The sequence below is a fragment of the Streptomyces sp. NPDC012825 genome, assembly GCF_042900925.1.
GTDB lineage: Bacteria > Actinomycetota > Actinomycetes > Streptomycetales > Streptomycetaceae > Streptomyces.
Genome location: NZ_JBIBBZ010000021.1, coordinates 1 through 24,537, shown reverse-complemented (window position 1 = coordinate 24,537; position 24,537 = coordinate 1). Strand labels below are relative to the sequence as shown.

The following is a 24,537-nucleotide window of genomic DNA, read 5'->3' as shown; positions in this document are numbered from 1 at the left end:
CAACGAGAAACCCAGAGAGGGAGAGCGACACATGTCAGTCTTGAAGGTTGGCGATCAGAGTCTCAAGGATTTCCAGGACGAGCTCACCCGGAAGTTCGACGACGTCAAGGGGCAGCTGCAGTCCCTCCAGGGCGTCATCGACAGCCTCGAGGGCCGCTGGAAGGGCATCGGCGCCGGCGCCTTCGACGCCAAGCAGACCGAGATCAACCAGGGCATGGTGCGCATCGCCAAGCTGATGCTCAACTTCCAGGAGGCCATCCAGGTCACCCGGACGACCTCCAGCAACACCGACGACGAGGTCGAGGCGGCCCTGCGGGGCGTCGACGTGACCGCGGGCTTCTCCGGTGACGCCGGGGCCGAGCGTGCGGCCAGGTCGAACATCGCCGGTCTCTGACCCGAGCGTCCGACACGGCACCAGCCACCCCGTACACACCACCGAAACCCGGAGGAACCATGTCGACCGGCAACGACGGCATCATGCTCGTCACGTACTCCTCGCTCGATGACGCGGCGAACACCATCGAGGCGCAGGCGAAGCGTCTGGACCAGGCCCTGGAGGACATCCAGACGAAGATCCGCTCGGTCTCCAGCACCTGGGAGGGCGAGGCGAAGACCGCCGCGGACGGCGCACACGCCAAGTGGGACCAGGAGAGCCGCGCCATCCACACCGCCCTGCAGGGCATCGCCAGGGCGGTCCGCCAGGCCTCCCCGGCCTACCAGGCGGGCGACAAGCGGGCCGCGGGCTTCTTCTAGGCCGGACCCGAACCAGCAGCACACGGGGTGGACGCGCGCGGGAGGCGTCCACCCCGTTCCGCTGCCCGCGCCCCGCGCCCCGCGCCCCGCGCCCCGCGCCCCGGGCCCACCGGCCCACGGACCGCACCCGAGCCGGGACGGAGCGACGACGCGGGAGCAGCCCGCGATCAAACACCGCGCCACGGGTCTGTCCGTTCCGACCTTCCACTCCCAGAAGGACGACAGGACGATGGCACCGTCCACCGCGAGGTGGCAGCTCGAAGCGCCGGCGACAGGTCGGGGCGCGGCCTTCATCTCGGGTTCCTCGCCTCCGGCCGGGAGGAGGGGAGAGGACAGATGCGGTCGATCGTGCCATCACCGTGGTGACGGCACGACGGCATTGTGAGGGCAAGCCGCCGACTTCTCGACCGCCGAGGTGTAGTCCGTGATCAGTCGCTTCATGGTGGGCTTGTCGTCCCGGCCGGCGGCGAACACCTGGATGACGGTGTACAGCTTCTGCTGCGGGTGGTCGGAGTCGGCGCACCCTGTCGGCCTGCCGACGGCTCCGGTTCCCGAGTGGAGGTACTTCTGGTCGCTGCTCACCTCCCCGGTTCCCACCATCGCCTGCACGGACGCCACTTCGGCGATGCTGTCCTCTTCCCTCCACCAGACCTGGGTGGCGAAGACGCCGGGTTGCCCGTCAATGAAAAGCTCGCACGTCTTGGTTCCACCATCGGGAGCTTTCTCCTTCACCGAAAGCTTCTTCCCCGGCGGTAGGAACGGCGACAGCAGGTCGGGCGCGACCTTCACCCCGCACAAGGAGTCGGGAAGGGCATATTCCCGTTTCTCCTCGTGAGTTTTCGAGCAGGCCGAGATCGTCACGCCGATTGCGAGGACGGACAACAGGAATGTGACCCTGGGGCGCGTTACGCAGCGGGGACGGCTCATCATGGTGTCTCTCGGGGTAGGCGCACGGCCGGTGGACGTGCTGTGGTGGGCTTGGACGGTATGCGGCATCAAATGTCCGTCTTCAAATCCGCAGCCATTGTGATCACATTTATTCCGGACGCCCGGAAACCGTCCTGCGCGCCTCTGCGGGCCCACTCACCCACATCCTTGAGATCGGTCCTTCCATGGGCCTGGGCCGCGAGTTCCGCCGCCTTCTCGGTGTACCCGCTGTTGCTCTGCATGCCCGATTCCCAATGTTCACCCATGACAGGGCCGGCCGCGTCCTTCGCCTTGCCTTCGGCATCCTTGAAGATCTCTTCGAGGAGCATGCTGGTCACGGTGCCGGAAACCCCTCCGACCGCTTCGCCCGCCACCGGACTGGCGATGAAGGTCGCGCCGACGCCGGTGATCGTTCCGATCGTTCCCGAGATTCCGTTCTTCATCTGGGCCACCGAATGCTCGTAGGCCTTGTCCTTCTCCTCGGCCTCTCCGGCGACCGCCTCCGCGCGTGCCTGCGCGAGGATTCCCGAAACCTCCCCCGATCCCTGCGCGATCTGTTCGACAGTGAACTGGGGGTCCTCGGAGTAGCGCATTTTCTCCGGAAGGTCGGGATTCAGGTGATAGTCCATCAGGTTTGCCATGTAGGCCTTCTGCCCCACTTCGACCGCCGCGTACCCCTCGTCGTCCTGGCCGACGAGGAACAGGAAGCGCGTCACGTCCTTGTGGCTCATGTCGGCTTGAGTGCCGGAGATTGGGAAAAGCCTGTCCGTGTCCTTGTCGGCGTCGTTGGTCATGACCCGGTTGATGTCGGGAAGGTATTCCGACGCGATCTGCCCCATGCTGTCGGACATGAAACCGTGCTTGGTGAGCAGTTCACTGTCCTCCGAGACGGCTTTGACGATGCCTTCCATCAACTTGGCCTGGCCCGCGTTGTGCGGCAGGGTGTCATGCGTGGGCATTTCACCCGCGGGATGCCCGGTCGTCGCAGCTTCGAGGGCCCGTGCGAGGTTGTTGCGGCCCTCGATGCTGTCTTCTTGTTCGCTGTCCATCTCCGGCGGCCAGTCACGCTCCTCGAAGAGGTAGTCGAAGTTGCTCAGATCCCGCTTCTTTCCCCCCTCCTCGAAGTTGTGATCCTCGTCCTTGCTGAGGAAGCTTTCGTTGAAGAAGTCCGTCGCCACATCGGGGCTTTTTGCGAGGGCGGCCAAGAAGCCGACCATCGGGTCGGACCCGCTGTCCGAACCGGTGCGATTGAGGTACGGATCCATACCCAGACGCATCCAGGCCATGGGCTTGTGCCGACCATTGTCGGACGAGACCTTTTCGACCCCCATCAGCTTGTTGCCGTAGTCCTTGAGGAACTGGTCGTCGAAGTTGCCCCAGCGCATCAGGTTGCTCATGACCTGCGCCCCGAACGTGGTGCTGTTCTTGGAGAGGGGCTGGTCCGCCATGTTGACCATGTCGTACTTCCAGCGCGACATCTCGGGGGTGTCCGCCTGGGTCGCCGAGGCGAGCGTGAGGCTCAGGTTCTTCTGGAGTTCGGCGTACTTCTCGTGCCGGTCCGGGAAGACGTCCCTGTTCTTCTGCATGTCGTTCAGGCCTGCCCAGAGGTCGAGGGTGCCCTTGGCGCCCACCGTCGAGGCGAAGCGCTCGGCGAAGATCGGATCCCCGGAGTACTTCCCCAGCCCGGCGTTGAGCACGTCGAAGTCCGCCGGCGTGAGGTCCTCGGGCTTCTTCTTCGCGAGCGCCGCCAGCTTCTCGGCCTCCTTGATGGCGTTCGCCGCCGAGTCGCGGTCCTTGTACACCGCGTCGGAGAAACCGTGGTCGACGAGGTCGACCAGCGCCTTCAGGGAGGTGGCGGCGGAGCTGTCGATCTCCGTCGCCGTGTTCAGGATCCCCTGGAGCTCGTCCCGGAGGCCGTCTACGTCGCTCTGCCCGTTGGGGGCCTTCTTGTCCGGGTTCTCCCGTACGGTGAACCCGCCGCCGCTCACGGAGACGGTCAGGTTTTTCCCCCGGCCGCGCTCGACGGCCTCCTTCAGGAGCCGCTGCTGTGTCTTCAGCTCGTCCCGGGTGTCGCGCATGATGTCGCGGATCGACGTCGCCTGGGTGAGGGCGTCGCCGAACTCGCCGGCGGTCTTACCCACGAACTCGCGGCCGATCACCGCGTTGTCACCGGCCCAGTTGGCCTTCCGCGCCTTCCCTTGAAGGCCGTCACGAGCGTCCCGCTTCAGGGACTGGAGTCTGCTGAGCATGCTCGTCCAGTCCGCGACCGTGTCGTCGAGCAGCTTGAAGTTCGCCGAGTGAAGGGCTTCGAAATCCATCGGGGTCTCCTCTAGTCCTTCTCGGTCTTCTCGTTCTTCTCGGCGTAGACCGGATTGGGCTTGCCCCGGCCCTCCCAGTCGTCATCGAAGCCCGCGTCCAGCGTCTGAATGCTGGAGACGTGCCGCTCGATGAAGATCTCGTCGCCCGCGTGCGCGTTGCTCGTGAAGTCCATGTGGTTCGAGATGAGCGCACAAGCGTCCATCACCGAACCGAGCTGCTTCTCCCAGCGCATCGACACGTGCTGGAGGGCGCCGCCGAGGGCGAAGCCCTGGGAGGAGAGGTCGGACGCCGTCGAGTCCGTGGAGGTGACCCGCGCCTCCTTCCACAGCCGGTTGTACAGCTTGAACGCCTCGTCACCGATCGCGGCGAGATCCTGCTGATTGACCTCGAGGAACCCGCCGGACGGACTGCCCGCGTTGGGCCTGTCCTCGGGCGGCAGCCCGTTCAACTGCATCCGTGCCGCGTCCTTGTCGGCCGCCGAGGCCTTCAGCTGTTCCCACTCGTCCCATGCCATGGACGTCACATCTCCTTGCGGTTCAGGGCTGGTTGGAACCTGTTCGGGGGAGTTCCTCGGGGAATGTCCGCCGCTCCCGGCATTCACCGGCCTCGTACGAATGCCGCGCCAGCTGGTAGGCGAAGTCAAGCACCACCTGACGCAAGGCGTCACCGTGCAACCGGGTCTCTCCGATGGTCCTGGCTTCGACGGTCAGGGAATGCGGTCTTTTCGTTTTCTCCGCGAACCGGCGAGGAGTGCAGGGCACGTACACCCAGGCACGGGTGGGCAGAGCCAGCGCCTGCACCTCACCCTCCGACACCAGGACGGCGCCTTCCTCCCTGGCGGACCCGTGCGCCTCTCGCCAGCCGACTTCCGTCGCTCCTCCGGTCTGCGCCTCTCCGGAGATCGTCGAATCGGCGGTGCGCACATGACAGGCAAACAGGAAATCCCCGTCCGCATGCGTGTTGAGCCGCCCGCGCTCCTCCGCCTTCCGCGCGGAAGGCAGCGCGTCGGCCGCGAGACCGCGGTCGACGGCACCCCCGCACGGCCTCTCGGGAAGCCGGTCGATCCCCTTGGTGAAGACCTCCACGTACCCGAAGACCACTCCGGCGACAACGACGCAGGCCGCTCCCGCCGCCGCCAACCGCTTCCCGATCACGCCCCGCATCGCCTTCCTGACCCCTGGGCCCTCCGTACGGGGAGACCCGTCGACCGGGCCGGGCGCGGGATCACGCCGCCGGCCGGACATGGGCGTCCTCGAGGATCGTGTCGCTGTCCACCCAGCCGTCGTTCACCGCGTCGCGGACCTGGTTGCCCGTCGACTGGGGCGGCAGGTCGGAACCGTACTTCTCGATGGCGTCCAGGGCCGACTGCCTGGTCTGGCTCTGCGCCGAGGCCTGGTAGTCGTTGAGTTCCCGGCCGGTCTGGTAGAGCGCCCGGTCCGTCGCGCCCTGCGCCTGCTGACCGTCCATGAGCCGGTCGATCGCCATGCCGGCGATCCCGCCGAAGTAGCCGCTGGCCCCGGCCCCCGCCAGCGATCCGGCCGCGGTCGCCGGGGCGAGCGCCACCGCGCCCACGCCGATGGCCGCTCCGGCCAGCGCCTTCATGTAGTCGCCCTTCGCCTTGAGGGCGTCGTTCTGCTCCTTCTCGCTGGCGATCTCGGCGCTGATGCCCTCGTCCGCGTTGGCGTGGCCGACGATCCCCTGGATGACGCCGCTGCTCTCCGAGATCGTCCGGATGGCCTCGGCGGGCCCTCCGTCGTACAGGGACGGGTCGGAGACGTGGGCCTCCATCAGGCTGGAGGTGTAGACGCCCTGGCCGAGGATGATGCCCGCCCGGCCGTTGGGATCCTGGGAGACCTCGTACAGGAACCGCGTCACGTCCGTCTTGTCGAGTCCGTCGGGGAGGGCGCTGTCCGTCAGGAAGATCGACTCCGCGCCCTCGCCGGCCATGCTCCTGCTGATCTCCGGCATGTACGCGCTCGCCATGTTCCCGAAACTGTCCCCGAGCCCCTTGCTCACCAGGTCCGAGCCGCCGTCCGGCTGCGCCACCATGTGCATGACGTTCTTCATGATGCCGACCTGGGTCGCGGTGTGCGGGGCGGGGCCGTCCGGCTTCTCGCCCACGCCGACGCCCATGACGGCGGCCTCCAGGGCGTGGCCCACCGAGGCGTCCCGGTCGGTGTACCGGGTGCTCTCCAGGACGTGCTCCAGGACCTTCTTGTCGTCGAAGGTGCTCGTCGCGGCCTCGGCGTTGTGGGACAGCGCGTCCATGAACCCCACCAGGGGGTCGCGTCCGTCGCCCTTGCCGAACTCCAGGTCCGTGAGCTGGTGGTTGTCGCCGTGCCACAGGTCCTTGGAGCCGATGCCGGGCGGGCCGGCCGGTGCCATGTCCTGCTTGAGGAGCTGCTTGCCGTACGCGTCGAGGAACTCCGCGTCGTACTTCCCGTGGTGCATCAGGCTGCTGATCACCTGGTAGCCGTACGCGCCGACGGTGCGTCCCGGCACGTTGACGGCGTCGGAGACGAAGTTCTTGTTCGACTGGTCGACGAGGTCCTTCTTCCACGACTGCATCGCGTCGGTGTCGGAGAGCGTCGCCGTGGCGAGCGTCATGCTCAGATTCTTCTGGAACTCCTCCATCCGCTTGAGGTCTCCGTCGCGGGCGCCCATGTGGAGGTCCGACATCTCGGTCCAGAACTGGAGCGTGCCCTCGGCCCCCAGCCGCGTCGCGAAACGGGCCGAGAAGAGCTGGTCGTCCTTGTATCTCGCCAAGGTGTCGTTGAACTCCCTGAGCTCCGCGTCGGACATCTTCTCGGGGTGCTTCGCCAACTTCGCCAGGTCGTCGGCGCGTCGCATCGCCTCGGCGGCGGAGTCCCGGTCCCCGTACGAGACGCCGGAGAAGCCGTGGTCGGCCTGCTCCGCGATGGCCCGCAGCACCTGGGCGGCGGTCGAGTCGCTGGTCGTGGCCTTCGTGAGGATGCCCTGCAGCTCGTCCCGCAGGTCCTTGACGGCCTGCTCACTGTTCGGCGGCTCGGGGTGGACGTTGACGAAGACCCGGAAGCCGCCGCCCTGCACGCCCACGACCGAGAGCTTCTTCTCCCAGCCCCGGTCGATGGCCCGGTTGAGTTCGTCGCGGTACCCCACGAGCTCGTCGCGGGTGTCCCGGAGGATGTCCCGGATGCTGGTGGCCTGCGCGAGCGCGTCCGCGAACTCACCGGCCGTCTTGGAGATGAACTGCCGCGACACCGTGGCGTTCACCCCGGCCCACTTGGCCCGGTCCGCCTTCGCCTTCAGGTCCTCGCGGGCGTCCTTCTCGTAGCCCTTGAGGTGACCGACGACCTTCGTCCAGTCGTCGATCGCCGTGCCCAGCGTCGCGAAGTTGCCGTGGCGCAGTGCTTCGAGGTCCATCAGCGCTTCACTCCCTCGTCGAAGCCCTTGTCCAGCGTCGCGATGCTGCTGACGGTCGTGGCGATGAAGTACTCGTCGCCGGCGTGCGCGTTCTTGGTGAAGTCCATGTGGTTGGAGATGTGCGCGCACGCGTCCAGCAGGGTCTTCAGGGACTTCTCCCACCGGTCCTGGACCACCTGCAGGGCGCCGCCCAGCTCGAACTCCTGCGTCGTGAGGTCCTTCGCCGCCGTCTGGCTGCTGGACCACGCGTCACGGCCGTGGTTCCCCAGCCCCTCGAACAGCTTGAACGCGCTGTTCCCGACCGCGGCGAGGGCCTGGTCGTCCACCGTGAGGTCGCCCTCGGTGCCGCCGCCGCGGTTCTCCTCCCGCTCGTCGGGCAGCCGGTTCAGCCGCATCCGCGTCGCGTCCTGCTCGGCCGCCGAGGCCTTCAGCCGCTCCCATTCTTCCCACGCCATGTCGTGGTTCCTTCCCCCGTGCTCGTGAATGGTCTGTCGTTGTGGGCCCGTCCTACGGTGGGCCCCCGTCACCGGCCGGTCGTGCCGCCGCGTCCGCTCCGTCCGCCCCGCCCACGTACCGCACGACCGCCCCGCGCCCGTCCGTCTCCCACGTCGCCGCCAGTCGGAAGGAGTCCGCGCACTGCCACGCGGACACCGCCGCCAGCACCGCGAACGTCCACCGCGCGAAGCGGTGCGTCCGGAGCCGGGAGGCCCGGACCTCCGGATCGGCGGAGCGCCGGAGGTACACGTCGAACCTCTGCAGGCCCACACACGCGAGCAGCAGGAACAGCAGGGCCGCGCCCCCGAAGAGGAAAGCCGTCGTCCGCACCGTCACACCTCCGGCACGAGACCGGTCTGCACCAGCGGGTTCCCCCGCTGCCGCGACACGTAGACGCCCCGGCCCGCCGGCATCGGCCGCATGCGGACGCCGCCGAGCACGTCGCCCTCCTGCGGGTCGCCGGAGAGCAGGACGCCCTGGGCGCCGAGCTCCATCATCCGCTGCATGAAGGACTCGTACGCCGACCGGCTCGCACCGGCCGCGCTGCGGGCGATGATGAAGCGGACGCCCACGTCCCGTGCGAACGGCAGCAGCTCCGTCAGCTTCGCCAGCGGGTTGCCGCTGGACGTGGACACCAGGTCGTAGTCGTCCACGACCACGAAGAGGGACGGGCCCTGCCACCAGCTGCGCTCCCGCAGCTGCTGCGCCGTGACGTCCGCCGACGGGGAGCGGCGCCGCATCAGGTCGGCCAGCGCGTCCACGTGGTGCTCCATGTTGTTCGACATGGGCACGTACTCCGCGAGGTGGCTCGCCGGGGCGACGTCGAGCAGCGCCCGCCGGTTGTCGATCACGAAGAACTTCGCCGCGCTCCCGTCGTACCGCTCCGAGATCTGCTTGATCAGCAGCCGCAGCAGGTTCGACTTGCCCGACTCGCTCTCGCCGAAGACCAGGAAGAACGGGTCGCGGTCGAAGTCCACGAAGACCGGCTCCAGACCGTTCTCGTCGATGGCGAACGCGACGCCGCGCCCCGGCTCCGCGTGACCGGCGGGCAGCTCGTGCACGGGCAGTTCGCGCGGGAGCAGCCGCACCTCCGGCGCGCCGGGCGCCGTCCAGTGGCGCGTGACCTCCTGCGTCATCGCGGCCGTCGCCTCCGACAGGTCGCTGTCGGAGCTGATGCCGTCGATGCGCGGCACGGCCGCCATGAAGTGCAGCTTCTCCGGCGTCAGACCGCGGCCGGGCACGCCCGTCGGCACGTTGACGGCGACCTTGCGGTCCAGTTCGGAGTCCATCGTGTCGCCGAGCCGCAGTTCCAGCCTGTTCATCAGGTGGTCCTTGAGGTTGGCGCGGACCTCCATCGAGCGCGAGGCCGTCAGGATCACGTGGATGCCGTAGCCGAGCCCGCGCGCGGCGATGTCGACGACGGCGGCCTCCAACCCCTCGTACTCGGTGCGGAAGTTGCCCCAGCCGTCGATCACGAGGAAGACGTCGCCCCACGGCTGGTCCTTCACCGAGACGTCGCCGCGGGCCCGGAGCCTGCGGTACGTCCCGATCGAGTCGATCCCCGCACTGCGGAAGTACTCCTCGCGGCGGGACATGACGCCGTAGACCTCGGCCACCGTGCGGCGCACCCGCTCCGGGTCGAGCCGGGACGCCACCCCGCCGACGTGCGGAAGGCCCGCCACCGAGGACAGACCGCCGCCACCAAAGTCGAGGCCGTAGAACTGCACCTCGTGCGGGGTGTGGGTCAGCGCGAACGCCGAGACGATCGTCCGCAGCAGCGTCGACTTGCCGGACTGCGGGCCGCCGATGATCTGCATGTGGCCCGCGGCGCCGGAGAAGTCCCGGTAGAGCGTGTCGCGGCGCTGCTCGTACGGCTTGTCCACGACGCCCAGCGGTACGACGAGCCTGCCGGCCCCCTCGTACCCCGGCTGCGTCAGGCCGCGGCCCTCCACACCCGCGAGACCGGGCAGGACCGCGTCGAGCGGCGGCGGGTTGTCGAGCGGCGGCAGCCACACCTGGTGCGCCTCGACGCCGCGCCCTTCGAGGCGGCGCACGATCACGTCGAGCACCGAGTCGGCCAGGGCGTCGTCCTCGGGGGTCCGGGCCTCGGGGACCCGCCCCCGGGCGGCCGGTTCCACGTGGTGGACCGGGACGTGCGCCGCGGTGAACAGGGCCGGCCGGCGGTCCACGGGCAGCGGCCCGCCCGGCACGGCGGCGTGCTGGTTCGTCCGGTACACCCCGGAGACGTACGCCGCCTTGAAGCGGACCATCTCGTCGGTGCCGTACTTGAGGTACCCGGAACCGGGGACGTTCGGCAGCGTGTAGGCGTCGGGCACGCCGATGGCCGCGCGGGACTCGGCGGCGGAGAACGTCCGCAGGCCGATCCGGTACGAGAGGTACGTCTCCAGGCCGCGCAGCCGGCCCTCCTCCAGGCGCTGCGAGGCCAGCAGCAGGTGCACGCCGAGCGAACGCCCGATGCGGCCGATCTGCACGAACATCTCGATGAAGTCCGGCATGGCCGTGAGCAGCTCGCTGAACTCGTCGATGACGAGGACGAGCGACGGGATCGGCTGGAGCGGCGCGCCCGCCGCGCGGGCCTTCTCGTAGTCGTGGATGTTGGCGTAGTTGCCCGCGTCGCGCAGCATCTCCTGGCGCCGGTTCAGCTCGCCCCGGATGGAGTCGCCCATGCGGTCCACCAGCGTGAGGTCGTCCGCCAGGTTGGTGATCACCGCGGCGACGTGCGGCATCTGCGACATGCCGGCGAAGGTGGCGCCGCCCTTGAAGTCCGCGAGGACGAAGTTCAGCGTCTCCGAGGAGTGCGTCACCGCCAGACCGAGGACGAGCGTGCGCAGCAGCTCCGACTTGCCGGAACCGGTCGCGCCCACGCACAGGCCGTGCGGGCCCATGCCCTCCTGGGCCGCCTCCTTGAGGTCGAGCATCACCGGGACGCCGTCCTCGCCGACGCCGATCGGCACCCGCAGCCGCTCCGAGCGGGAACGCGGACGCCAGGTGCGCGCCACGTCCACCGACGCCGCGTCGCCGAGGTTCAGCAGGTCGGTGAAGTCCAGGTTGGCGAGCAGCGGTTCGTCGTCGTCCGAACCGGTCGCGACCCGCAGCGGGGCGAGCTGGCGGGCGAGCGCCTCGGCGACGTCCGGGTCCAGCCGGTCGGGCGTCCCGTCGTACACGTGCCCGTGGCCAGACTCCAGACGCAGCGAGTCGCCCTCCACGATCACGGACAGGTCGCCGCGGGGCCCGTTGTTCCGGCCCTGCACGACCTCGATGATCGTCACGCCCTGGATGCCCTCGGGGGAGGCGAGCGCCGAGGTCTGCGGGACCGACCGGCCGTCGAGCACGACGACGAGGTGCGGGTGGTCGAGCAGCGGATGGGCGGCGCCCTGGAAACGGGGGCGCCCTTCGAGCCGGGCGTCGAGCATGTCCTGCAGCTCGCGCGCGTCCGTGGTGATCAGGCGCCGGCTGCCCGCGCCGTCACCGGGGCCCGAAGCCTGCACGTGCGGCAGCCACTTGGCCCACTCCCAGGCGGGCGCCGCCCCGGCGTCCGCGGCGACGGCGACCACCAGGTCCTCGGGGGAGTGCAGCGCCGCGAGCGAGCCGACCATGGCCCGCGCGGTGGAACGCGCGGAGTCGCCGTCCCCACTCACGGTGAGGTGGTAGAAGGCGCGGAGCGACACGGCCATGGGCAGGCCGTCCAGGGTGCCGTGCGCGGTGAGGAACTGCCGCATGGCACCGGCGGTCAGCGGCTCCAGCTCGTCCACGGGGGCGGTCTCGGGGGCGACGAGCGGAGTCGCGAGCTGCTGGCTGCCGAGGCCGACGCGGACCTGCGCGAAGTCGTCGTCGCCGATGCGGCGTTCCCAGACCCGGCTGCCCTCGGCGACCAGCGCCCACAGCTGCTCGGGCGCCGGGTGGAGGTAGAACTGCGCGTCGCGCTGGAGACGGGCGGTCCTCAGGACGGCCCGGCGCGTCTGGGTCAGGTACTTCAGGTAGTCGCGCCGCAGATCGGCCAGCTGCCCCTGCGTCCCCCGCCGGTAGCGGACCAGCATCGCGATGGCCATGGCGACCGTCGAGGCGATCATGATCATGCCCATGATCCGCATGATCGGGTTCGGCGTCATGAAGAAGAAGACCACCGAACCGCCCATGCCCAGCATTGGCAGGAGCTGCATCAGAGCGCCCTCCTGCTGCCCCCTGGGCAGCTCCGGAGGAGATTGCAACTGCACCTGCTCGTTCGGCACTTCGGACGGCAGGGCCCGTGGTGGGCGCTTGACGACGATCTGACTCACAGCTCACCAATTTCCGTTGCCGGACGGAAAGTTCCTCTGGGCGCCCCCGTGGCGACGAGATCCATCCGCGGGGTGGGATCTTACTTTGGTGCGCGGTCACGGGTGGGCGGTAGGGTGACGCGAAACGTTTGCGCACCCATGAGCTATCGCAAAAATAGGGTCATTCGGAGCGCATCGTCCGGAGCGCACCGCACCCGGCCCCCACGGCGCCCGGAGTGCGGCGCCAGGCCTGCCGGCCAGTATCACCACGAGGGGAAGCAGCAGGTGAGTATGACGGCCCCAGCCACGGCCGCCGGACCGGGTCAGTCGGCCCCCGCGCCCGTGTTCCACGGCGGCACCGGCTTCTGCCGGGTCACGGTCGTCGCGCCCGACGGACGCGTCGACGTCGCCCTGCCCGAGGACGTCGCGGTCGCGGACCTCTGTCCGGAGGTCCTCCGCCTCTCCGGCCAGACCCCCGCGCCGGGCGCCCCGGTCGGCTACCACCTGGTGCGCCGCGACGGAACCGTCCTCGACGGCGGCCGTTCGCTCGCGGCCCAGCGCATCCTCGACGGCGAACTGCTCTCGCTGCGCCCCTTCGCCGAGTCCCTGCCGCCCGCGGTCTTCGACGACGTCTCGGACGCCGTGGCCTCCGCCGTGGCGCGCGACCGCACGCTGTGGTCCGACGCGCTGATGCGCGGCGCCGGACTCCTCGGCGGCTCGGTCCTCCTCGTCCTGCTCGCGTTCGTCCTGTGGACGGCCGACCCCCGGCACGACATGCACGGCCTGCCGGGCGTCCTCGCCGCCGTCACCGGCGTCCTGCTCCTGGCGCTCGCCGCCGTCCGCGCCCGGGTGTACGACGACAGGGGCTCCGCCGTGGCCCTCGGCACCGGCGCCCTGGCGAACGCCGCCGTCGCCGGCTCCGGACTGCTGCCGCTGGCGGCGGGCCAGGGCATCGGCAAGCTCCAGTTCCTCCTCGCCTGCGCCGCCGTCCTCGTCTTCGCCGTGGTCCTCACGATCGTCTCCCCGGGCGGCGACGGCCCGTTCGTCGCGTTCGTCCTCGCCTCCGCCGTCGGCCTCCTCGTCGGCTTCACGGCCGTCCTGACGACCCTGGAGCCGTCCGAGACCGCCGCCGTCTGCGCCCCGCTCGCCGTCGGCGCCCTCGCCTTCCTGCCCGGGCTCTCCACCCGGTTCGCCCGGCTCCCCATCGGCTTCGACCCGCCGAGGACCGCCGTCGGCGGCTACGGCTCCGAGGCCGAGCCCCAGGGCCCGGTGGACGCCGCCCGCATCGCCGCCCAGGCCCGCCGCGGCCACGAACTCCTGGTCGGCCTCGTCGGCGGCTGCGCCCTCGTCGCCGTCGGCGCCTCGGCCGTCCTCGGCTTCTCCGAGAACGTCTGGGGACAGCTCCTGGCCCTCGCCACCGGCGTCGCCATGCTGATGCGCGCCCACCTCTTCCGCTACACCGCGCAGGTCGGCTGCGCCCTCGCGGCCGGCCTCGGCGCGCTGGTGCTGCTCGGCCTCGGCCTCTGCCTCAACCCGCCCACGGAGCTGATCCAGGAGGCCCTCAAGGGCGACGGCACCGGTCTGGACATCCGTACGATCTGGCTCTCCGCCGCCGTCGCGGGCGTCGCCGCGCTGATCACCGCCATCGGCCTGATCGTCCCGCGCAAGGGCGTCACCCCCTTCTGGGGCCGCTTCCTGGAGATCGCCGAGACCTTCGTCCTGCTCACGCTGCTCCCCCTCTGCCTCGCGGTCTTCGACGTCTACCACTCCGTCCGGGCACTGACGTCCTGAGCCCTGGTACGCTGTGTGACGGCCGTTTGTGTACGCGCTCCCGGAAGCTCCCGAAGCCTCTGGAAGCTGCGCCCATCGGACCTTCGCCCGCCGAGTCACGGAAGCTTCCCCTGAGAACTGGACCAGGGGCACTCGCGGGCGCACGAACCAAGAGGAGATCCGCGTGGCTCTCGACGCCGCCGTCAAGAAGCAGATCATGGCCGAGTTCGGCACCAAGGAGGGCGACACCGGCTCCCCCGAGGTCCAGGTCGCGATGCTGTCCCGTCGCATCTCGGACCTGACCGAGCACCTCAAGCAGCACAAGCACGACCACCACTCCCGCCGTGGTCTGCTGATCCTGGTCGGCCAGCGCCGCCGCCTGCTGCAGTACCTGGCCAAGAAGGACATCCAGCGCTTCCGCGCGCTGGTCGACCGCCTCGGCATCCGCCGCGGTGCGGCCGGCGGCGCCAAGTAAGACGCCGTGAAAGGGAGCGGTTCCCACTGTCGGGGGCCGCTCCCTTCGCCGTACGTACGGCCGCGCGCGACGCCGTACGTGCCGCTGTACGTGCGCGAAGTGCGCACGGACATTTAGTCTGGTAGCCACAACCCCATAACGACGAGCGAGAAGCCGCCGGCCAGCCGCCGGTCCTCGGTAGTGGCCCCCGGAACCGAATCCCCGGGTGCTTCGATCGAAGACCGGCCCGCCCTCCGAGCCTCTCCGCCGCCGTCGCACACCGTCCCCGGCCACACGGGCCCCGGACGCAAAGACGAACACGTAGGAGAACCCCATAGTGGAGAACGAGACCCACTACGCCGAGGCCGTCATCGACAACGGAACCTTCGGCACCCGCACCATCCGCTTCGAGACCGGCCGTCTCGCCAAGCAGGCCGCCGGCTCCGCCGTCGCCTACCTGGACGACGACACGATGGTCCTCTCGGCGACCACCGCCTCGAAGCGCCCCAAGGACCAGCTCGACTTCTTCCCCCTCACGGTGGACGTCGAGGAGCGGCAGTACGCGGCCGGCAAGATCCCCGGCTCCTTCTTCCGCCGGGAGGGCCGTCCCTCCGAGGACGCGATCCTCACCTGCCGCCTGATCGACCGCCCGCTGCGCCCCTCCTTCAAGAAGGGCCTGCGCAACGAGATCCAGATCGTCGAGACGATCATGGCGCTCAACCCCGACCACCTGTACGACGTGGTCGCGATCAACGCCGCCTCCGCGTCGACGATCCTGGCGGGCCTGCCCTTCTCCGGCCCCATCGGCGCCACCCGCGTCGCCCTGATCAAGGGCCAGTGGGTCGCCTTCCCGACGCACACCGAGCTCGAGGACGCCGTCTTCGACATGGTGGTCGCCGGCCGCGTCCTGGAGGACGGCGACGTCGCGATCATGATGGTCGAGGCCGAGGCCACCGAGCGGACGATCGAGCTCGTCAAGGGCGGCGCCGAGGCGCCGACCGAGGAGGTCGTCGCCGCCGGTCTCGAGGCCGCGAAGCCCTTCATCAAGGTCCTCTGCCGGGCCCAGTCGGACCTCGCCGCCAAGGCCGCCAAGCCCACCGGCGAGTTCCCGGTCTTCCTGGACTACCAGGACGACGTCCTGGAGGCGCTCACCGCCGCCGTCAGGGGCGAGCTCACCAAGGCGCTCACCATCGCCGGCAAGCAGGAGCGCGAGGCCGAGCTCGACCGCATCAAGGAGCTCGCCGCCGAGAAGCTCCTCCCGGCCTTCGAGGGCCGCGAGAAGGAGATCGGCGGCGCGTACCGCGCGCTGACCAAGAAGCTGGTCCGCGAGCGCGTCATCAAGGACAAGGTCCGCATCGACGGCCGTGGCCTGACGGACATCCGTACGCTCGCGGCCGAGGTCGAGGCCATCCCGCGCGTGCACGGCTCCGCCCTCTTCGAGCGTGGCGAGACCCAGATCCTGGGCGTCACCACCCTCAACATGCTCCGCATGGAGCAGCAGCTGGACACCCTCTCCCCGGTGACCCGCAAGCGCTACATGCACAACTACAACTTCCCGCCGTACTCCGTCGGCGAGACCGGCCGCGTGGGCTCGCCCAAGCGCCGCGAGATCGGCCACGGCGCCCTCGCCGAGCGCGCCATCGTGCCGGTCCTCCCGACCCGCGAGGAGTTCCCCTACGCGATCCGCCAGGTGTCCGAGGCCCTCGGCTCCAACGGCTCGACGTCGATGGGCTCGGTCTGCGCCTCCACCATGTCGCTGCTGAACGCCGGTGTGCCGCTCAAGGCCGCCGTCGCCGGCATCGCCATGGGCCTGATCTCCGAGGAGATCGACGGCCGGACGCACTACGTCGCCCTCACCGACATCCTCGGTGCGGAGGACGCCTTCGGCGACATGGACTTCAAGGTCGCCGGCACCAAGCAGTTCGTGACCGCGCTCCAGCTCGACACCAAGCTCGACGGCATCCCCGCCTCGGTCCTGGCCGCCGCGCTGAAGCAGGCCCGCGACGCGCGTCTGCACATCCTCGACGTGATGAACGAGGCGATCGACGTTCCGGACGAGATGTCCCCGAACGCGCCGCGCATCATCACCGTCAAGATCCCCGTGGACAAGATCGGCGAGGTCATCGGCCCCAAGGGCAAGATGATCAACCAGATCCAGGAGGACACCGGCGCCGAGATCACGATCGAGGACGACGGCACCATCTACATCGGTGCCCAGCAGGGCTCGCAGGCCGAGGCCGCCCGCGCCACGATCAACGGCATCGCCAACCCGACCATGCCGGAGGTCGGCGAGCGCTACCTGGGTACGGTCGTCAAGACCACCACCTTCGGTGCCTTCGTCTCCCTCATGCCGGGCAAGGACGGCCTGCTGCACATCTCGCAGATCCGCAAGCTCGCCGGTGGCAAGCGCGTGGAGAACGTCGAGGACGTGCTCGCGATCGGCTCCAAGGTCCAGGTCGAGATCGCCGAGATCGACCAGCGCGGCAAGCTCTCCCTGGTCCCCGTGATCGCGGACGAGGACGGCGCCGCCGAGGGCGACAAGGACGACACCGCCAAGTGACGTCCCGTAGTTCCCGCGCGACGGCCCGCCCCTCTTCGGAGGGGCGGGCCGTCGCCCGTACCCAAACGCTTCTCCCGGGCAAGGACGGTGTCGGCACGGTCCGCCGCACGACCCTCCCCGGCGGCCTCCGCATCGTCACCGAGACCCTCCCCTCCGTGCGCTCCGCCACCTTCGGCATCTGGGCGCACGTCGGCTCCCGCGACGAGACGCCCACGCTCAACGGCGCGACCCACTACCTGGAGCACCTCCTCTTCAAGGGCACCCGCAAGCGGTCCGCCCTCGACATCTCCGCCGCGATCGACGCGGTCGGCGGCGAGATGAACGCCTTCACGGCGAAGGAGTACACCTGCTACTACGCCCGGGTCCTCGACACCGACCTGCCGCTCGCGATCGACGTCGTCTGCGACATGCTCACCGGCTCGCTCATCCTCGACGAGGACGTGGACGCCGAGCGCGGCGTCGTCCTCGAGGAGATCGCGATGACCGAGGACGACCCCGGCGACGTCGTGCACGAGCTGTTCGCGCAGACGATGTTCGGCGACACCCCCCTGGGCCGCCCGGTCCTCGGCACCGTCGACACCATCAACGCGCTCACCCGGAGCCAGATCGCCCGCTTCTACAAGAAGCACTACGACCCGACCCACCTGGTCGTCGCCGCCGCCGGCAACGTCGACCACGCCACGGTGGTACGGCAGGTCCGCCGCGCCTTCGAGAAGGCCGGCGCCCTCGGGCGCGCCGACGCCGTCCCCGTCGCCCCCCGCGACGGCCGCCGCGCCCTGCGCGCGGCGGGTCGCGTCGAGCTCCTGAACCGGAAGACCGAGCAGGCCCACGTGGTCCTCGGCATGCCGGGCCTGGCCCGCACCGACGAGCGTCGCTGGGCCCTCGGCGTGCTGAACACCGCCCTCGGCGGCGGCATGTCCTCCCGTCTCTTCCAGGAGGTCCGCGAGAAGCGCGGCCTGGCCTACAGCGTGTACTCGTACACCTCGGGCTTCGCCGACTGCGGCCTCTTCGGGGTGTACGCGGGCTGCCGGCCCGGCCAGGTCCACGACGTCCTGAGGATCTGCCGGGACGAGCTCGCCAAGGTCGCCTCCGACGGCCTCACGGACGAGGAGATCCGCCGTGCCGTCGGCCAGCTCTCCGGCTCGACCGTGCTCGGACTGGAGGACACCGGCGCGCTGATGAACCGCATCGGCAAGAGCGAGCTGTGCTGGGGCAGCCAGATGTCGGTCGACGACATGCTGACCCGGATCGCGGACGTCACCCCGGACGAGGTCCGGGAGGTCGCCCGCGATGTACTGGAGCAGCGACCCTCGCTCGCGGTGATCGGCCCGCTGAAGGACAAGCAGGCCGACCGCCTCCGGCGAGCGGTCTCCTGACCCACGAGTCCCCCTAAGGAAGAGCAATGAGCAAGCTGCGCGTGGCGGTCCTCGGAGCCCGGGGCCGCATCGGCTCCGAGGCGGTCCGGGCCGTCGAGGCCGCCGAGGACATGGAACTGGTCGCGGCCCTCGGCCGCGGCGACGAGCTGGCGAAGCTCGTCGAGGCGCAGGCCCAGGTCGTGGTCGAACTGACCACGCCCGACTCGGTGATGGAGAACCTCGAGTTCTGCCTGAGCCACGGCATCCACGCGGTCGTCGGCACCACCGGCTGGACCGAGGAGCGCCTCGCGCGCCTGCGGGCGTGGCTCGACGCCTCGCCGGGGACCGGCGTCCTCATCGCGCCGAACTTCTCCATCGGCGCGGTCCTCACCATGAAGTTCGCCCAGATCGCGGCCCCGTACTTCGAGTCGGTCGAGGTCGTCGAGCTGCACCACCCGAACAAGGTGGACGCCCCCTCGGGCACCGCCACCCGCACCGCCCAGCTCATCGCCGAGGCCCGGTCGAAGGCAGGCTGCGCCCCGCAGCCCGACGCCACGGCCACGGCCCTGGACGGCGCCCGCGGCGCCGACGTCGACGGCGTCCCGGTGCACGCCGTGCGCCTGCGCGGGCTCCTGGCCCACCAGGAGGTGCTGCTCGGCGGCGAGGGCGAGACCCTCACCGTCCGGCACGACTCCCTGCACCACTCCAGCTTCATGCCGGGCATCCTGCTCGGCGCCCGTCGCGTGACCGGCATCCCCGGCCTCACCTTCGGCCTGGAGCACTTCCTGGACCTGGGCTGACGGCCGTGGGCGGAAAGATCACGTACGTCTTCCTCTCCACCGTGCTCGTGCTCGTCTTCGGCGTGGTGGCGATGGAGGGCGTCCTGCTGCTCCTCACGGGCGAACCGGCCGCCATGGGCATGGGCGCGGTGGCGTTCCTGCTGCCGCTGGTCGGCGGCTGGTTCCTCTGGAAGAACACCCGCTTCGCGCGCCGGGCGAACCGCCTCGCCGCCGAGCTGGAGGCGGAGGGCGGCCTGCCCGTCGACGAGCTGAGGCGCACGGCGGGCGGCCGGATCGACCGGGACTCGGCCGACGAGGTCTTCGCCCGGCGCAAGGCCGAGGCGGAGGACTCGCCCGAGGACTGGCGCTGCTGGTTCCGGCTCGCGGTCGCCTATCACGACGCCCGCGACACCCCCCGGGCCCGCAAGGCGATGCAGCGGGCCATCGCGCTCCACGAGGGGCGCCCGGTCAGCGCGTAGCGGCGGCCGGGGCCGTGCCGTACTCGGCGTTCCAGGCCTCGACCGTGTCGGACGCCCGGTCGAAGGCCTCGACCCGGGAGAGGAAGTCGGCGTTGTGGTCGGTGAGCAGCAGCAGCTGCTCACCGCCCTGCCGGCCGAGCACCAGGGCCTGGCCCTGGACGGTACGGGGGAGCCCCAGCCAGCGCACCGGCTGCTGGACGGTCCGTACGGACGTCACCTTGGCCCACGGCACGGTGACGGTCGAGAGGAAGCCCACGCGCCGCACACCGGCCCGGCTCACCCAGGTGCCCATCCGCAGCATCCGCAGGGTGGCCACGATGACGGCTCCGGCGAGGCCGAAGATGACGGACGCGCCGCCGACGGAGCCCGCCGCGGCGACGATCACCGCGGCGAGCAGGACGAAGGAGGCGAGCAGCAGCGAAAGCGCCGCCGCCCCGACCCGCCAGGACCCCGGCCGGTACGGACGACGCCACTGGTCGTGGTCGTCGAACGGCAGGGCGACCTGGTCGTTCGCGTCAAAAGCACGGTCGGCCGTCAGAAAGGGCAGGGGCACGACAGATCCTCACTCACAAGCACGCTCGAAGGGGCGATGCCCGGTGAGGCTACCTCAGCGGTTGTCGGAGGCCTCGGACTGCTGCTGACGAGTGGCCGAGTCGCCCGACTGGAGCGAGGGCATCCCGAGGATCAGCGACCCGACGAGGCCGGCCACGACGGTCAGCCCGAGCAGGGTGCGCCCCACGAGCTGCGAGGCGCTGGGGCGCTCACGGGGCGGTGGAGTGACGTTACTGCGAAAACTTTCGGCCTCCGCGACGAACGCGAACGGTACGGGCTCTCGCCGGCGGAACATCAGGGTCACTCTCCTCGGGTGTCGTCGTGCTTCACCGGTACAGACGGCGAAACCGGTCGTTTGGTGCCCCTTTCCGCCAAGGATTTCACCAAACCGGCCGAATGCAGTCCTCCGGTAGGAGGGGGGTCCGACCTGTGGAGGACCCCTCGTCGGCCCCTCGTTAAAGTGGGCGGCTGCACCCCGACTGGAAGGACCGCTGGTGAGCGACAGCCCCACCGAGAACGTGAAGATCGACTTCCGGAGCGACGTCACCGTCGACCTGGTCAAGAGCGCGGCGGCCGACTCCGACGTCCTGTGGGCCGCCCGGGTCTCCACGGCGGGCGAGCAGTCCCTCGAAGAGCTCCAGAAGGACCCGGAGCGCTCGAAGGGCCTCATCAACTTCTTGATGCGGGACCGCCACGGCAGCCCGTTCGAGCACAACTCGATGACCTTCTTCATCAGCGCCCCGATCTTCGTGTTCCGCGAGTTCATGCGGCACCGTGTGGGCTGGTCGTACAACGAGGAGTCGGGCCGCTACAGGGAGCTCCAGCCGGTCTTCTACGTCCCCGACACCTCCCGCAAGCTCGTCCAGGAGGGCCGCCCCGGCAAGTACGTCTTCGTCGAGGGCACCCGGGAGCAGCACGACCTGGTGAGCCGCACGATGGAGGACTCGTACCGGCAGGCGTACGAGACGTATCAGGAGATGCTGGCCGCCGGCGTCGCCCGCGAGGTCGCCCGTTCGGTCCTCCCGGTCGGCCTCTTCTCCTCGATGTACGCCACCTGCAACGCGCGCTCGCTCATGCACTTCCTGGGCCTGCGCACCCAGCACGAACTGGCCGCGGTCCCGTCCTTCCCGCAGCGGGAGATCGAGATGGTCGGCGAGAAGATGGAGGAGCACTGGGCCCGGCTGATGCCGCTGACCCATGCCGCCTTCAACAAGAACGGGCGCGTGGCCCCGTAGGGCACACATGTCCGACTCGTGACGCGAAGTGTCCGTATTGCGACGTTTCACGAAGTTCATCTAGGCTGATCAAACGGACCCGGCGCTGTCTGAACCCCCGAGCAGACAGCGCCGGGCTCCTCTTCTCCCGTCCCCCAGGGGGACACCCGGCGCTGAGCAGCGAGTAGCGTGTTACCCATGGCTCCGATCTCCACTCCGCAGACCCCCTTCGGGCGGGTCCTCACCGCCATGGTCACGCCCCTCACGGCGGACGGCGCACTCGACCTCGACGGCGCCCAGCGGCTCGCCACCCACTTGGTGGACGCGGGCAACGACGGCCTCGTCGTCAACGGCACCACCGGCGAGTCCCCCACCACCAGCGACGCGGAGAAATCGGAGCTGGTACGAGCCGTACTGGAGGCGGTCGGCGACCGCGCCCACGTCGTCGCCGGCGTCGGCACCAACGACACCCGCCACTCCCTCGAACTCGCCCGCACGGCCGAGCGCGACGGCGCCCACGGCCTCCTCGCCGTGACGCCCTACTACAACAAGCCCTCGCAGGAGGGCCTGTACCGGCACTTCTCGGCCATCGCCGACGCCACCGAGCTCCCGGTGATGCTCTACGACATCCCCGGCCGCAGCGGCGTCCCGATCGACACCGAGACGATCGTCCGCCTCGCCGAGCACCCGCGCGTCGTCGCCAACAAGGACGCCAAGGGCGACCTCGGCCGCGCGAGCTGGGCCATCGCCCGCTCCGGCCTCGCCTGGTACTCCGGCGACGACATGCTCAACCTGCCGCTGCTCTCCGTGGGCGCCTGCGGCTTCGTCTCCGTCGTGGGCCACGTCGTCACCCCCGAACTCCGCGCCCTCCTCGAAGCCCACCTGGGCGGCGAGGTGCAGAAGGCGACCGAGATCCACCAGAAGCTGCTCCCGGTCTACACCGGCATGTTCCGCACCCAGGGCGTCATGACCACCAAGGCGGCTCTCGCCCTCCAGGGCCTCCCCGCCGGCCCGCTCCGGCTGCCGCTCGTGGAACTCTCCCCGCAGGAAACGGAACAGCTCAGGCTCGACCTGGCCGCCGGCGGGGTAGAACTCTGACAACGGACTTCACAACTGAACAAGGTCTCGACAACTGAACACCGGAAACGAACACAGACGACAGCAAGTGCACGATTGTCATGCGCGCCACGTGCCAGGGGGTACGTGGCGCGCGTGGTGAGGAGAGTCTTTTGAGTCATCCGCATCCCGAACTCGGCGCCCCGCCGAAGCTGCCCAAGGGCGCCCTGCGCGTCATCCCGCTCGGCGGCCTCGGCGAGATCGGCCGCAACATGACGGTCTTCGAATTCGACGGCCGCCTGCTCATCGTCGACTGCGGCGTCCTCTTCCCCGAGGAGGAGCAGCCCGGCATCGACCTGATCCTCCCGGACTTCACCATCATCCGGGACCGCCTCGACGACATCGAGGGCATCGTGCTCACGCACGGCCACGAGGACCACATCGGTGCCGTCCCCTACCTGCTCCGGCTCAAGCCGGACATCCCGCTGATCGGCTCCAAGCTGACCCTCGCCCTGATCGAGGCCAAGCTCCAGGAGCACCGCATCCGCCCCTACACCCTCGAGGTGAAGGAGGGCGACCGGGAGACCCTGGGCGCGTTCGACTGCGAGTTCATCGCGGTCAACCACTCCATCCCGGACGCGCTCGCGGTCGCGGTCCGCACTCCCGCGGGCATGGTCGTCGCCACCGGCGACTTCAAGATGGACCAGCTCCCGCTGGACGGCCGCCTCACGGACCTGCACACGTTCGCGCGGCTCAGCGAGGAGGGCATCGACCTCCTGCTGTCCGACTCGACGAACGCCGAGGTCCCGGGCTTCGTCCCGCCGGAGCGGGACATCTCGAACGTCCTGCGCAACGTCTTCGCGAACGCCCCGAAGCGCATCATCGTGGCCAGCTTCGCCAGCCACGTGCACCGCATCCAGCAGATCCTCGACGCCGCCCACGAGTACGGGCGACGGGTCGCCTTCGTCGGCCGCTCGATGGTCCGCAACATGGGCATCGCCCGCGACCTGGGCTACCTCCGCGTCCCGGCCGGTCTCGTCGTGGACGTGAAGACCCTCGACGACCTGCCGGACGACGAGGTCGTGCTCGTCTGCACGGGCTCCCAGGGCGAGCCGATGGCGGCCCTGTCCCGCATGGCCAACCGCGACCACCAGATCCGGATCGTCCCCGGCGACACCGTCATCCTGGCGTCCTCCCTGATCCCGGGCAACGAGAACGCGGTCTACCGCGTGATCAACGGCCTGACCCGCTGGGGCGCGAACGTCGTCCACAAGGGCAACGCCAAGGTCCACGTCTCGGGCCACGCCTCGGCCGGCGAGCTGCTGTACTTCTACAACATCTGCCGTCCGAAGAACCTCATGCCGGTCCACGGCGAATGGCGCCACCTGCGCGCCAACGCCGAACTCGGCGCGATGACGGGCATCCCCAAGGACCACATCGTCATCGCCGAGGACGGCGTCGTCGTCGACCTGGTCGACGGCCGCGCCCGGATCACCGGCAAGGTCCAGGCGGGTTACGTGTACGTCGACGGCCTCTCGGTCGGCGACGTCACCGAGACCTCCCTCAAGGACCGCCGGATCCTCGGCGAGGAGGGCATCATCTCGGTCTTCGTCGTGGTCGACTCGTCGACGGGCAAGATCGTGGGCGGCCCGCACGTCCACGCCCGCGGCTCCGGTATCGAGGACTCCGCCTTCGACGCGGTGCTCCCGAAGATCGACCAGGCGCTCAACAAGTCCTTCCAGGACGGCGTGGTCGAGCCCCACCAGCTCCAGCAGCTGATCCGCCGCTCCGTCGGCAAGTGGGTCTCCGACACCTACCGCCGGCGCCCGATGATCCTCCCGGTCGTCGTGGAGGTCTGACCAGCGCGTTACCGGAGCGGGGCCCCTCGATTTGCATCGGGGCGCCCCGCTCCAGTACGTTTACGGCTCCGCCAGAACGGGAAGCCCCGGCGCCGACGTGCGCCCGGAAGGCCGAACGGGAGGCGGGAAATCCGACTCAGAACTTCTGATAAAGTCGGAAACGCCGAAAGGCCCCCGAAGTGAAAACAAAAGGGACCGGAAAGCACCGAGGAAATCGGATCGGAAAGATCTGATAGAGTCGGAGACGCAAGACCGAAGGGAAAAGCCCGGAGGAAAGCCCGAGAGG

The 24,537-nt window shown here is 69.7% G+C and carries 21 protein-coding genes; 11 read left to right on the top strand and 10 right to left on the bottom strand.

What is annotated here, in order from left to right; all coding sequences use genetic code 11:
• Positions 1-31: 31 nt before the first annotated feature.
• Together ACFY7E_RS28935 and ACFY7E_RS28930 are read left to right on the top strand one after the other, a co-directional pair.
• Positions 32-394, top strand: a complete 363-nt coding sequence (locus tag ACFY7E_RS28935) for a WXG100 family type VII secretion target (protein WP_383434621.1) — start codon at positions 32-34, stop codon at positions 392-394.
• Positions 395-453: 59 nt separating this feature from the next.
• A complete protein-coding gene (locus tag ACFY7E_RS28930; RefSeq protein WP_383434618.1) occupies positions 454-753 on the top strand; it encodes a WXG100 family type VII secretion target in 300 nt (99 codons plus the stop codon).
• Positions 754-1,107: 354 nt separating this feature from the next.
• Here the strand turns inward: ACFY7E_RS28930 and ACFY7E_RS28925 are convergent, their stop codons facing one another.
• The 8 genes from ACFY7E_RS28925 to eccCa all read right to left on the bottom strand — a co-directional run bounded on the left by ACFY7E_RS28925 (position 1,108) and on the right by eccCa (position 12,194).
• Positions 1,108-1,635 carry a hypothetical protein gene (locus ACFY7E_RS28925; protein WP_389489955.1) on the bottom strand — a complete coding sequence of 176 codons (528 nt, stop codon included), beginning with the start codon at positions 1,633-1,635 and terminating at the stop codon, positions 1,108-1,110.
• A 113-nt stretch (positions 1,636-1,748) separates the two neighbouring features.
• Positions 1,749-3,998, bottom strand: a complete 2,250-nt coding sequence (locus ACFY7E_RS28920; protein ID WP_389489952.1) for a hypothetical protein — start codon at positions 3,996-3,998, stop codon at positions 1,749-1,751.
• 11 nt (positions 3,999-4,009) lie between these two features.
• Positions 4,010-4,513, bottom strand: coding sequence for a hypothetical protein (locus ACFY7E_RS28915; RefSeq protein WP_389489950.1), 504 nt, complete (start codon positions 4,511-4,513; stop codon positions 4,010-4,012).
• A gap of 22 nt (positions 4,514-4,535) precedes the next feature.
• Positions 4,536-5,153, bottom strand: a complete 618-nt coding sequence (locus ACFY7E_RS28910; RefSeq protein WP_389489948.1) for a hypothetical protein — start codon at positions 5,151-5,153, stop codon at positions 4,536-4,538.
• A gap of 70 nt (positions 5,154-5,223) precedes the next feature.
• Positions 5,224-7,401 carry a hypothetical protein gene (locus ACFY7E_RS28905; RefSeq protein WP_389489946.1) on the bottom strand — a complete coding sequence of 726 codons (2,178 nt, stop codon included), beginning with the start codon at positions 7,399-7,401 and terminating at the stop codon, positions 5,224-5,226.
• On the bottom strand, positions 7,401-7,856 hold the full coding sequence (locus ACFY7E_RS28900) for a hypothetical protein (protein ID WP_389489944.1): 456 nt from the start codon (positions 7,854-7,856) through the stop codon (positions 7,401-7,403). Before ACFY7E_RS28900 ends, ACFY7E_RS28905 begins: the two co-directional genes overlap by 1 nt.
• 52 nt (positions 7,857-7,908) lie before the next feature.
• Positions 7,909-8,226, bottom strand: coding sequence for a hypothetical protein (locus tag ACFY7E_RS28895; protein ID WP_389489942.1), 318 nt, complete (start codon positions 8,224-8,226; stop codon positions 7,909-7,911).
• A 2-nt stretch (positions 8,227-8,228) separates the two neighbouring features.
• Complete coding sequence (gene eccCa / locus ACFY7E_RS28890; protein WP_389489940.1) at positions 8,229-12,194, bottom strand: type VII secretion protein EccCa; 3,966 nt, start codon at positions 12,192-12,194, stop codon at positions 8,229-8,231.
• Between the two features lie 270 nt (positions 12,195-12,464).
• On the opposite strand from eccCa, the gene eccD reads away from it, so the two are divergent.
• From eccD to ACFY7E_RS28860, 6 genes are all read left to right on the top strand, one after another.
• Positions 12,465-13,964, top strand: coding sequence for a type VII secretion integral membrane protein EccD (eccD, locus tag ACFY7E_RS28885; RefSeq protein WP_383434602.1), 1,500 nt, complete (start codon positions 12,465-12,467; stop codon positions 13,962-13,964).
• Positions 13,965-14,127: 163 nt separating this feature from the next.
• The gene (gene rpsO, locus ACFY7E_RS28880; RefSeq protein WP_030693282.1) at positions 14,128-14,418 is read left to right on the top strand and encodes a 30S ribosomal protein S15; all 291 of its coding nucleotides are present in this window, start codon (positions 14,128-14,130) and stop codon (positions 14,416-14,418) included.
• Positions 14,419-14,734: 316 nt separating this feature from the next.
• Positions 14,735-16,957, top strand: a complete 2,223-nt coding sequence (locus ACFY7E_RS28875; protein ID WP_389489936.1) for a polyribonucleotide nucleotidyltransferase — start codon at positions 14,735-14,737, stop codon at positions 16,955-16,957.
• Positions 16,954-18,333, top strand: a complete 1,380-nt coding sequence (locus ACFY7E_RS28870; RefSeq protein WP_389489934.1) for a M16 family metallopeptidase — start codon at positions 16,954-16,956, stop codon at positions 18,331-18,333. Before ACFY7E_RS28875 ends, ACFY7E_RS28870 begins: the two co-directional genes overlap by 4 nt.
• A 26-nt stretch (positions 18,334-18,359) precedes the next feature.
• Positions 18,360-19,112, top strand: coding sequence for a 4-hydroxy-tetrahydrodipicolinate reductase (gene dapB / locus ACFY7E_RS28865; RefSeq protein ID WP_389489932.1), 753 nt, complete (start codon positions 18,360-18,362; stop codon positions 19,110-19,112).
• A 5-nt stretch (positions 19,113-19,117) separates the two neighbouring features.
• Positions 19,118-19,570: a hypothetical protein gene (locus ACFY7E_RS28860; RefSeq protein ID WP_389489930.1), complete on the top strand. Its 453-nt coding sequence runs from the start codon at positions 19,118-19,120 to the stop codon at positions 19,568-19,570.
• Here the strand turns inward: ACFY7E_RS28860 and ACFY7E_RS28855 are convergent.
• Together ACFY7E_RS28855 and ACFY7E_RS28850 are read right to left on the bottom strand one after the other, a co-directional pair.
• Positions 19,560-20,123: a hypothetical protein gene (locus ACFY7E_RS28855; protein ID WP_389489927.1), complete on the bottom strand. Its 564-nt coding sequence runs from the start codon at positions 20,121-20,123 to the stop codon at positions 19,560-19,562. The two genes, ACFY7E_RS28860 and ACFY7E_RS28855, sit on opposite strands and share 11 nt — an antisense overlap.
• Before the next feature lie 54 nt (positions 20,124-20,177).
• The gene (locus tag ACFY7E_RS28850) at positions 20,178-20,417 is read right to left on the bottom strand and encodes a hypothetical protein (protein ID WP_383447015.1); all 240 of its coding nucleotides are present in this window, start codon (positions 20,415-20,417) and stop codon (positions 20,178-20,180) included.
• Positions 20,418-20,616: 199 nt separating this feature from the next.
• On the opposite strand from ACFY7E_RS28850, the gene thyX reads away from it, so the two are divergent.
• The 3 genes from thyX (at position 20,617) to ACFY7E_RS28835 (ending at position 24,251) form a co-directional block, all read left to right on the top strand.
• On the top strand, positions 20,617-21,357 hold the full coding sequence (gene thyX / locus ACFY7E_RS28845; protein ID WP_383447012.1) for an FAD-dependent thymidylate synthase: 741 nt from the start codon (positions 20,617-20,619) through the stop codon (positions 21,355-21,357).
• Positions 21,358-21,534: 177 nt separating this feature from the next.
• Positions 21,535-22,434, top strand: a complete 900-nt coding sequence (dapA, locus tag ACFY7E_RS28840; RefSeq protein WP_389489924.1) for a 4-hydroxy-tetrahydrodipicolinate synthase — start codon at positions 21,535-21,537, stop codon at positions 22,432-22,434.
• 131 nt (positions 22,435-22,565) lie between these two features.
• Positions 22,566-24,251, top strand: a complete 1,686-nt coding sequence (locus ACFY7E_RS28835; protein ID WP_383447006.1) for a ribonuclease J — start codon at positions 22,566-22,568, stop codon at positions 24,249-24,251.
• Positions 24,252-24,537 lie beyond the last annotated feature (286 nt).